Origin of the sequence: Allobosea sp. BE125 (genome assembly GCF_031456075.1) — a bacterium.
Taxonomy (GTDB): Bacteria; Pseudomonadota; Alphaproteobacteria; order Rhizobiales; family Beijerinckiaceae; genus Allobosea.
On sequence record NZ_JAVDTY010000001.1, the window covers coordinates 1,102,592 to 1,109,787 of the forward strand.

The 7,196-nt window shown below is 64.6% G+C and carries 8 protein-coding genes; 7 read left to right on the plus strand and 1 reads right to left on the minus strand.

Annotated features, from left to right (window positions below; translation table 11 throughout):
• Nucleotides 1–35: 35 nt before the first annotated feature.
• From J2Y55_RS05270 to J2Y55_RS05290, 5 genes are all read left to right on the plus strand, one after another.
• Entirely contained in the window at nt 36–866 is an 831-nt protein-coding gene (locus J2Y55_RS05270; RefSeq protein ID WP_310148574.1) for an oxidoreductase, read from the plus strand.
• Nucleotides 867–924: 58 nt separating this feature from the next.
• The gene (locus J2Y55_RS05275) at nt 925–1,950 is read left to right on the plus strand and encodes an NADP-dependent oxidoreductase (protein ID WP_310148577.1); all 1,026 of its coding nucleotides are present in this window, start codon (nt 925–927) and stop codon (nt 1,948–1,950) included.
• A gap of 222 nt (nt 1,951–2,172) precedes the next feature.
• Nucleotides 2,173–2,697 (plus strand): STM3941 family protein, encoded by a 525-nt coding sequence (locus J2Y55_RS05280; protein ID WP_310148580.1) that lies wholly within the window; start codon nt 2,173–2,175, stop codon nt 2,695–2,697.
• 52 nt (nt 2,698–2,749) lie between these two features.
• A complete protein-coding gene (locus J2Y55_RS05285; protein ID WP_310148584.1) occupies nt 2,750–3,361 on the plus strand; it encodes a LysE family translocator in 612 nt (203 codons plus the stop codon).
• A gap of 14 nt (nt 3,362–3,375) precedes the next feature.
• The gene (locus J2Y55_RS05290) at nt 3,376–3,801 is read left to right on the plus strand and encodes a secondary thiamine-phosphate synthase enzyme YjbQ (protein WP_310148587.1); all 426 of its coding nucleotides are present in this window, start codon (nt 3,376–3,378) and stop codon (nt 3,799–3,801) included.
• Nucleotides 3,802–3,812: 11 nt separating this feature from the next.
• On the opposite strand, the gene J2Y55_RS05295 is transcribed toward J2Y55_RS05290, so the two are convergent.
• A complete protein-coding gene (locus tag J2Y55_RS05295; RefSeq protein ID WP_310148590.1) occupies nt 3,813–4,067 on the minus strand; it encodes a DUF2798 domain-containing protein in 255 nt (84 codons plus the stop codon).
• Between the two features lie 541 nt (nt 4,068–4,608).
• On the opposite strand from J2Y55_RS05295, the gene J2Y55_RS05300 reads away from it, so the two are divergent.
• The gene (locus J2Y55_RS05300; protein ID WP_092167060.1) at nt 4,609–4,896 is read left to right on the plus strand and encodes an HlyU family transcriptional regulator; all 288 of its coding nucleotides are present in this window, start codon (nt 4,609–4,611) and stop codon (nt 4,894–4,896) included.
• Between the two features lie 265 nt (nt 4,897–5,161).
• Nucleotides 5,162–6,970, plus strand: a complete 1,809-nt coding sequence (locus tag J2Y55_RS05305) for a putative bifunctional diguanylate cyclase/phosphodiesterase (RefSeq protein WP_310148594.1) — start codon at nt 5,162–5,164, stop codon at nt 6,968–6,970.
• Nucleotides 6,971–7,196: the final 226 nt, after the last annotated feature.

The window sequence follows — 7,196 nt, forward strand, 5'->3', positions numbered from 1 at the left end:
GTCGCTATTCCACGACAAAATGAAGGCGGAAGACGATGAGCAAGACAGAACGGAGCAAGACAGAACGCGGCATTGCCCTGGTCACGGGGGCGTCCTCCGGCATCGGGCTGGTGACGGCACAAGCGCTGCGGCGCGATGGCTATCGTGTCTTTGGCACCAGCCGGAAGCCGATGCCCGATACCGCGGACGGGGTCACGATGCTGATCTGCGACGTGGTCGACGATGCATCCGTGCAGGGCGTTGTCGACGAGGTGCTGAGCCGCGCAGGGCGGATCGATCTGCTCGTCAACAATGCCGGGATCGGCTTGCTGGGCGGCGCCGAGGAATCCACGACGGCGCAGGCGAAAGCGGTGTTCGATGTGAACCTGTTCGGCACCATGCGCATGACAAATGCGGTTCTGCCCGTGATGAGGCGGCAGCGCAAAGGCCGGATCGTCAATCTCAGCTCCCTACTCGGGCTGATCCCTGCGCCGTATAACGCGCTCTACGCATCGACCAAGCACGCCATCGAAGGCTATTCGGAATCGCTCGACCACGAAGTGCGAACGCAAGGCATCCGCGTCGTTCTGGTCGAGCCCGGCGTGACCCGCACCGCCTTTGAGGAGAACATCACACGGCCGGACCGGCCGCTGGCGATCTACGATACGGCTCGCACCGAGGCGGAAAAGCTGATGCGCGCGATCGTGGCAAAAGGCGATGCGCCCGAGGTGGTTGCCGACGCTATCGTCAGGGCCGCCAATGCGGCTTCGCCGAGGAGACGCTACACGGCCGGAAAAGCTGCAGGGCAGGTCCGCTTCATGCGCCGCTTCCTGCCTGAGTCCTTCGTCGACAAGAACCTGCGGAAATTCAACGGGCTTCCCGCTTGAGCCGTCACCGCTGCAGTGCCGGTGCTGCCGGCTCACCACAAAAACGAAAGCCAGTCCGATGAAATCGTTCCTGATCGATCGCTACAAGAAAGGCGGCGCTCTGCGGCTCGGCGAAACTCCCGTGCCGGAGTTGCGCGAAAACGACGTCCTCGTCGAGATCCGCGCCGCCGGCGTCAATCCCGTGGACGCCAAGATCCGGGACGGCGAGTTCAAGCTCATCCTGCGCTATCGCCTCCCCCTGATCCTCGGCAGCGATCTCGCGGGCGTCGTGGTCGGCGTCGGGTCCAAGGTCAGGCGCTTCAGCCCGGGCGACGAGGTCTATGCGCATCCGGGCCAGGACCGCATCGGCACCTTCGCGGAGTTCATCGCGATAGACCAGGCCAATGTGGCGCTGAAGCCCGAGAACCTGACCATGGAAGAGGCGGCTTCCATGCCGCTGGTCGCCTTGACGGCCTGGCAGGCCCTGGTCGAGCGAGCCAAGCTGCAGAAGGGACAGAAGGTCCTGATCCATGCCGGCTCGGGCGGCGTTGGCACGCTCGCGATCCAGCTCGCCAAGCATCTCGGGGCCCATGTCGCCACGACCACGAGCACAGCCAATATCGCCCTTGTGCAAAGCCTCGGTGCGGATGTCGTGATCGACTACAAGAAGGATAACTTCGAGACGGTGCTGCAGGGCTACGATGTCGTGCTGAACAGCCTCGGCAAGGACACGCTGGAGAAATCCCTTGCGGTGCTGAAGCCAGGTGGAAAACTGATCTCGATTTCCGGTCCGCCCGATCCTGACTACGCGAGGAAAAGTGGCCTTGGTTGGCCGCTTCAACTGGTCATGCGCCTGCTCAGCGCCAGCATCAGGAGGAAAGCGAAACGCCGCGGGATCGGCTATTCCTTCCTCTTCATGACGGCGAATGGCGGGCAACTCGGACAGATCACCTCCCTGATCGAGGCGGGTGAGATACGCGCGGTGATGGACCGGGTCTTCCCGTTCGAGAAGACCAATGAGGCATTGGCCTATGTCGAAACGGGCCGGGCCAAGGGCAAAGTCGTCATCACAGTGAAGTCAGGTTCGACAATCACATCCGGCTGAAGCGATATTCGAGCTTCAGACTGGAGCGTTTCGAGGTCTCCCGAAGTCTCGCTCGGCGCCCTGTTTATCGTCGTCCCGCTCGGTGCGGACGCGCTGCTGCGCGTGCTCGCCTTTCTGGATAAACAGTTGAAGCCGTGATGGGGTGCTCATGATCCGCTTCGCACCTGCGTGGCGGCGCCCCATTTGGCCCAGGATTCTGCGAGGCCGTGAATGAGCGCTGATGTGACGATCCGCTACAAGAGGACCCGGGTGGCCTGGCTTGCGCTTGGTGGAGTCGCGATGGCTGCGCTGTCTGCTTTCATGGCCGTCGTTTTGTATCGCAAGGGCGTGACCGGCTCCTTCGCGTTCTTCATCGCCTGCGTCGGCGTGATTTTCTTCCTGGGATGCCTGCTCATGGCGCTGCGCAACCTGTTCGATGAGCGCCCGGCCATCGAGATTTCGGCGCAGGGCTTGCTGGCGCCAGCCATCTCGCCGAGCCTGATCGCCTGGGCCGATCTGCGCGCCATTCGGCTGGTGCGATATAAAAACCAGCCGATCATCGAACTCACCGTTGCCGAGGAGGCTGAGCGCAGCCTGCCGCTGACGCGCATGGTGCGGTGGTCGCGGGCCGCCAATCGCGGCTTGGGTTTTCCGGGGCTATGCATCAGCGCCGGTTTTTTCGACCAGTCGCCGGAGCGCACCGCGCAACTGATCGGCGAGGCCGCCACCTCCTATCAGGAGTTGCAGGGACGGCCGCTTGGCATTTGAATGAGGGCTGACCTTCGCGCGGGCGATCTCGACCGCAGCAGCCGGAGCCGCCATGTCCCCCGAATTCCTTCTGACCTCGCTGATCATCGTCGCATCGCCCGGCACGGGCGCGATCTACACCATCGCGGCGGGCCTCACGCGCGGCTCCCGCGCCAGCGTGTTGGCTGCCTTCGCCTGCACGCTCGGCATCGTGCCGCATCTCATCGCTGCGATGATGGGGCTGGCGGCGCTGCTGCATGCGAGTGCTTTGGCCTTCGAAATCGTGAAATATGCCGGCGTCGCCTATCTGCTCTGGATGGCCTGGCAGACCTTGCGCGAGCAGGGCGCGCTCAAGGTCGAGACCAAGGCCGATCCGCGTTCGGGGCTGCGCGTGCTGACCGACGGCATCGCGATCAATGTGCTCAATCCGAAGCTGTCGATCTTCTTCGTCGCCTTCCTGCCGCAGTTCATCGCCGCCGACGAGGCCGCGCCGCTCGCGCGCATGCTGGAGCTCTCCGGCGTGTTCATGGCGATGACCTTCGTGGTCTTTGCGCTCTACGGCCTCTTTGCCGCGGCGATGCGCGACAAGGTCGTCAGCCGTCCAGCCGTGATGGCCTGGCTGCGCCGCAGCTTTGCGGCCGCCTTTGTCGCGCTGGGCGCCAAGCTCGCGCTGACCGAGCGCTGAGGGTCGCGACGGGCATGAGCTCGCAATCGGTCGTCGCCATCGAGACGCATGGAGCCGGGCTCTATGAGTTCACGGACCGCGTCATGGTCTTCGTCCGCTCGGCGCGTATCGAAAGCGGGCTGCTGACGCTGTTCCTGCGCCATACCTCCTGCTCGCTGCTGATCCAGGAAAATGCCGATCCCGATGTGCGGCGCGATCTCGACGCGTTCTTCCATCGTTTGGTGCCACAAGCCGACGACCCGACGATGGCCTATCTGACGCATCGAGCGGAGGGGCCCGACGACATGCCGGCCCATATCAAGGCGGCATTGACGCCGGTCTCCCTCTCGATCCCGGTCATGGACGGACGCCTCGCGCTGGGAACCTGGCAAGGCATCTATCTGTTCGAGCATCGCCGCTGGCCGCATCGGCGCGAGGTCGTGCTGCACCTGGGCGGTTAGGTGCTCTGCCGTCAGCCGGGCGGCGCCACGATCAGCGCCATGATCCGCCGCACCAGCGGCAGGATCAGAAGCAGCGTCGGGAAGGCGACCAGCCAGGACAGGCCCCAGGCGACTGGCCAGGTCGAGAGGAAGTCAGGGGAGGGGCCGAGCGCCCGCAGCGTCGCGATGGCCGAGACGACGAAGGTCATCACGATCGACAGCAGGAAGGGCAGCACGACAGTGCCGTAACGCGCCGGAAGCCGGCGACGAGACGATAGCTTGGACATTGGGAGATAGGCTTTCGTAAGCGGGCGGTGCCGTGGGGCATTGCAAAACATCTTGGCAAAGCATCCTGACGGCGACAGCCGGGTTGGATGCGTTGTCTGACGTGAGACGCTTACGACCGGCCTGTCCGGCCGATGCCGCCTTCTAGCGGCTGCCGGGCCTGTCGCCAAGCCCCTCTTTGAACCAAGCCTTCCTTGCCACGCTTCGCCTCTTCATTCGCGCCCGGCGAAGTTGTCGGGCTTCGGCACCGGTTCCCAAGCCACGCGGCGCCTGGGGTAGCGTGGCGCTGGATAGGCTGAGCGCAATCAGGCCGAGCCCCGCGAACGACAGAGATTTGATGAGTCTCATGACCACCGCCCTATTCAGGGGTGGCCGCGGGAACAGGTTGGGCGTAGGGGCCGTGCGGTCGCCCTGAACACCGTGAATCTGGGGATTTTGCGGGCGTTTGCGAGGCTGGGCGCCTCGATCATGGACGAGCGCAAACTGGGCTCCCCATGGCGTCAATCCTGCCCTATATCAGGTCACAATGAATGCGGAGGCTCCATGTCGTTTTTGAAATCCCTGTTCGGACTGGGCGGCAAGGCCAGCGAGACGCCGGCCGGCCCGCTCAAGAGCATCGAGCATAATGGTTTCACCATCCATGCGACGCCCTATCAGGAGGGCGGGCAGCACCAGCTCTGCGGCGTGGTCGAGAAGGAGATCGACGGGGAGCTCCGCCAGCATCGTTTCGTGCGGGCCGACCGCTTTCCCGGCGCCGAGGATGCCGCCGATTTCGCGCTGGTGAAGGGCAAGCAGCTCGTCGACGAGCAAGGCGACGCGCTCTTCAAATAAATCGGCCGCAGCGCTGCTGCTGGGTGATGCCGATTACGTTAAGGCATACTGGCATATTGCTCTGCGGCGTAGACAATAATTTCTGGATCGTTTCTTGAATTTTTTCGGATTTTCATTTTTTATTGATATCCTTGCTTCACCTTGCAGAGTGAGAAGGCAATCCCGCTGAAGTGGCCCGCTTGGCTGCTTCTTTAAGCATTTGTTGTGATCTCTACGGCTTCTATCGAAAGCTCAGAGTTTCAAGAATGTTCAGCGGATTGCCCCAATGTCCAAGGCTGTCACCAGCCCCGACGCAACTGCCTATCGCCGGTTCTCCGCCGATCGTCGCATCGCGTCGGGCTTTGCGGCGCTGAAGGAAGGTGGTGCCGATCTCTCCCAGATCGCGCCCACGGCGGTGAAGAACGACAAGCCGGCCCACCGCGACGCCTGGTTCGAGGGCGTGCTCGATCAACTGCCGATCTGCGTCTACATGACCGATGCCGAGGGGCGGGTCACCTATGCCAACCGTGCCGCCGGCGCCTTTGTCGGGCGCGAGCCGCGCATCGGTGCCGATCGCTGGTGCGTCACGCACAAGCTCTTCACCATCGAGGGCGCGCCGCTCGCGCACCAGGACTGCCCGATGGCGGTCGCGCTGCGCGAAAGCCGGCCGGTGCGCGGCATCGAGGCCATGCTCGAACGCCCGGATGGGACGCGGACGCCCATCCTGACCTATCCGACGCCGCTGTTCGGCGATGACGGCGCGCTGATCGGCGGCTTCAACCTGCTGGTCGACATCAGCAAGCGCAAACAGGCCGAGCAGAAGCTGGCGGATACGCTGCATCATGACGGGCTGACCGGGCTGCACAACCGCCCGGCGCTGAGCGCCCATCTCGACCGGAGGCTGATGCAGGCACGGCTCGCCGGCGAGGGGCTGGTCGTGATGCGCATGGACCTCGACGGCTTCAAGGCGCTGAACGACGAGCATGGCCATGCCGTGGGCGACGCCATTCTGGTCGAGGCGGCGCAGCGTCTGCGGGCCTGCGCCGGCGACGCCTTCCTGGCGCGGATCGGCGGCGACGAGTTCATGCTGGTCTCGGGCGCGCTGCTGACCGAGGGCGAGGCGCGGGCGCAGGCCGAGCGCGTGCGCTGTGCCTTCGCGGAAGAGTTCTTCACGGGCGGCCATTCCTTCAAGATCAGCGTCAGCGCCGGCTGTGCGCGCTTTCCGGGGGATGGCGAGGATCAGATCCGCCTGATCGCTGCCGCCAACGCCGCCTTGAACCTCGCCAAATCCGAGGGGCCGGGCGCGATGCGCATGTTCGATTTCGCCGAGCAGGCGCGCGAGCAGGAGCGCCTCACCTTCAGCCGGCATCTGCGCCAGGCGATCGAGCGCAACGAGATCCATCCGCATTACCAGCCGCTGTTCCGGGCCGATGGCTCGATCGCGGGCTTCGAGGCGCTGGCGCGCTGGAAGGACCCGGTGCGCGGCATCGTCGCGCCGGCAAGCTTCATTCCGGCGGCGGAGGAGGGCGGCCTCATCGCCAAGCTCGACGCCTATGTGCTGCGCAGCGCCTGCATCGAGGCGGCGGGCTGGACACAGCCCTTGCGGATTTCCGTCAACATCTCGGCGCTGGAGTTCCAGTCCGGCGACCTGCCCGGCCGCGTCAAGGCGGTGCTGGCCGAGACCGGCCTTGACCCCGAGCGGCTCGAGCTCGAGATCACCGAGGGCGTCATGGTCACCGATGCCGACCGCGCCATGGCGACCTTCGCCAAATTGCGCGCGCTTGGCGTGCGCATCGCGCTCGATGATTTCGGCACCGGTTATTCCTCGCTCTCCTATCTGCATCGCTTCCCGCTGACGACGCTGAAGATCGACCGCAGCTTCGTCGCCAAGCTCGGCGTGACCTTGGAATCGGTCGCGATCACGCGCGCCGTCATCCAGCTCGGCCATGCGCTCGGCATCGAGGTGGTGGCCGAAGGCGTCGAGACGCCCGAGCAGCTCGACTTCCTGATCCAGGAAGGCTGCGACCTGACGCAAGGCTTCCTGCTCGGCCGCCCGCTGGACGCCAGCGCCTACGCGCATGTGACGGGCGCCTGAGGGGCTAATCCGAGCGCAGCCTCCTCCCTTCTCCTTCTCCCCTCGCGGGAGAAGGTGGCGCGCAGCGCCGGATGAGGGGGCGCCGTGCCCTGTCCGGTTGGCGTCGTGTTCGGCTAGATGGTGAGCTCACAGCGCCCCCTTGTATCTTTGATTTGCCAGTCGGTTTTGTACCGGCGAGGTTTGAGGCGGAAGTCAGCCCGATCCCCCCTTGGGTGAGTTGAGCCCG

What these genes read in the sequence shown, in the direction of transcription:
- J2Y55_RS05285 (WP_310148584.1), top strand. Translation starts at nt 2,750, where the DNA reads ATGTCCCCCGAATTCCTTCTGACCTCGCTGATCATCGTCGCATCGCCC.
- J2Y55_RS05300 (WP_092167060.1), top strand. Translation starts at nt 4,609, where the DNA reads ATGTCGTTTTTGAAATCCCTGTTCGGACTGGGCGGCAAGGCCAGCGAG.
- J2Y55_RS05305 (WP_310148594.1), top strand. Translation starts at nt 5,162, where the DNA reads ATGTCCAAGGCTGTCACCAGCCCCGACGCAACTGCCTATCGCCGGTTC.
- J2Y55_RS05295 (WP_310148590.1), bottom strand. Translation starts at nt 4,067, where the DNA reads ATGTCCAAGCTATCGTCTCGTCGCCGGCTTCCGGCGCGTTACGGCACT.
- J2Y55_RS05290 (WP_310148587.1), top strand. Translation starts at nt 3,376, where the DNA reads ATGAGCTCGCAATCGGTCGTCGCCATCGAGACGCATGGAGCCGGGCTC.
- J2Y55_RS05270 (WP_310148574.1), top strand. Translation starts at nt 36, where the DNA reads ATGAGCAAGACAGAACGGAGCAAGACAGAACGCGGCATTGCCCTGGTC.
- J2Y55_RS05275 (WP_310148577.1), top strand. Translation starts at nt 925, where the DNA reads ATGAAATCGTTCCTGATCGATCGCTACAAGAAAGGCGGCGCTCTGCGG.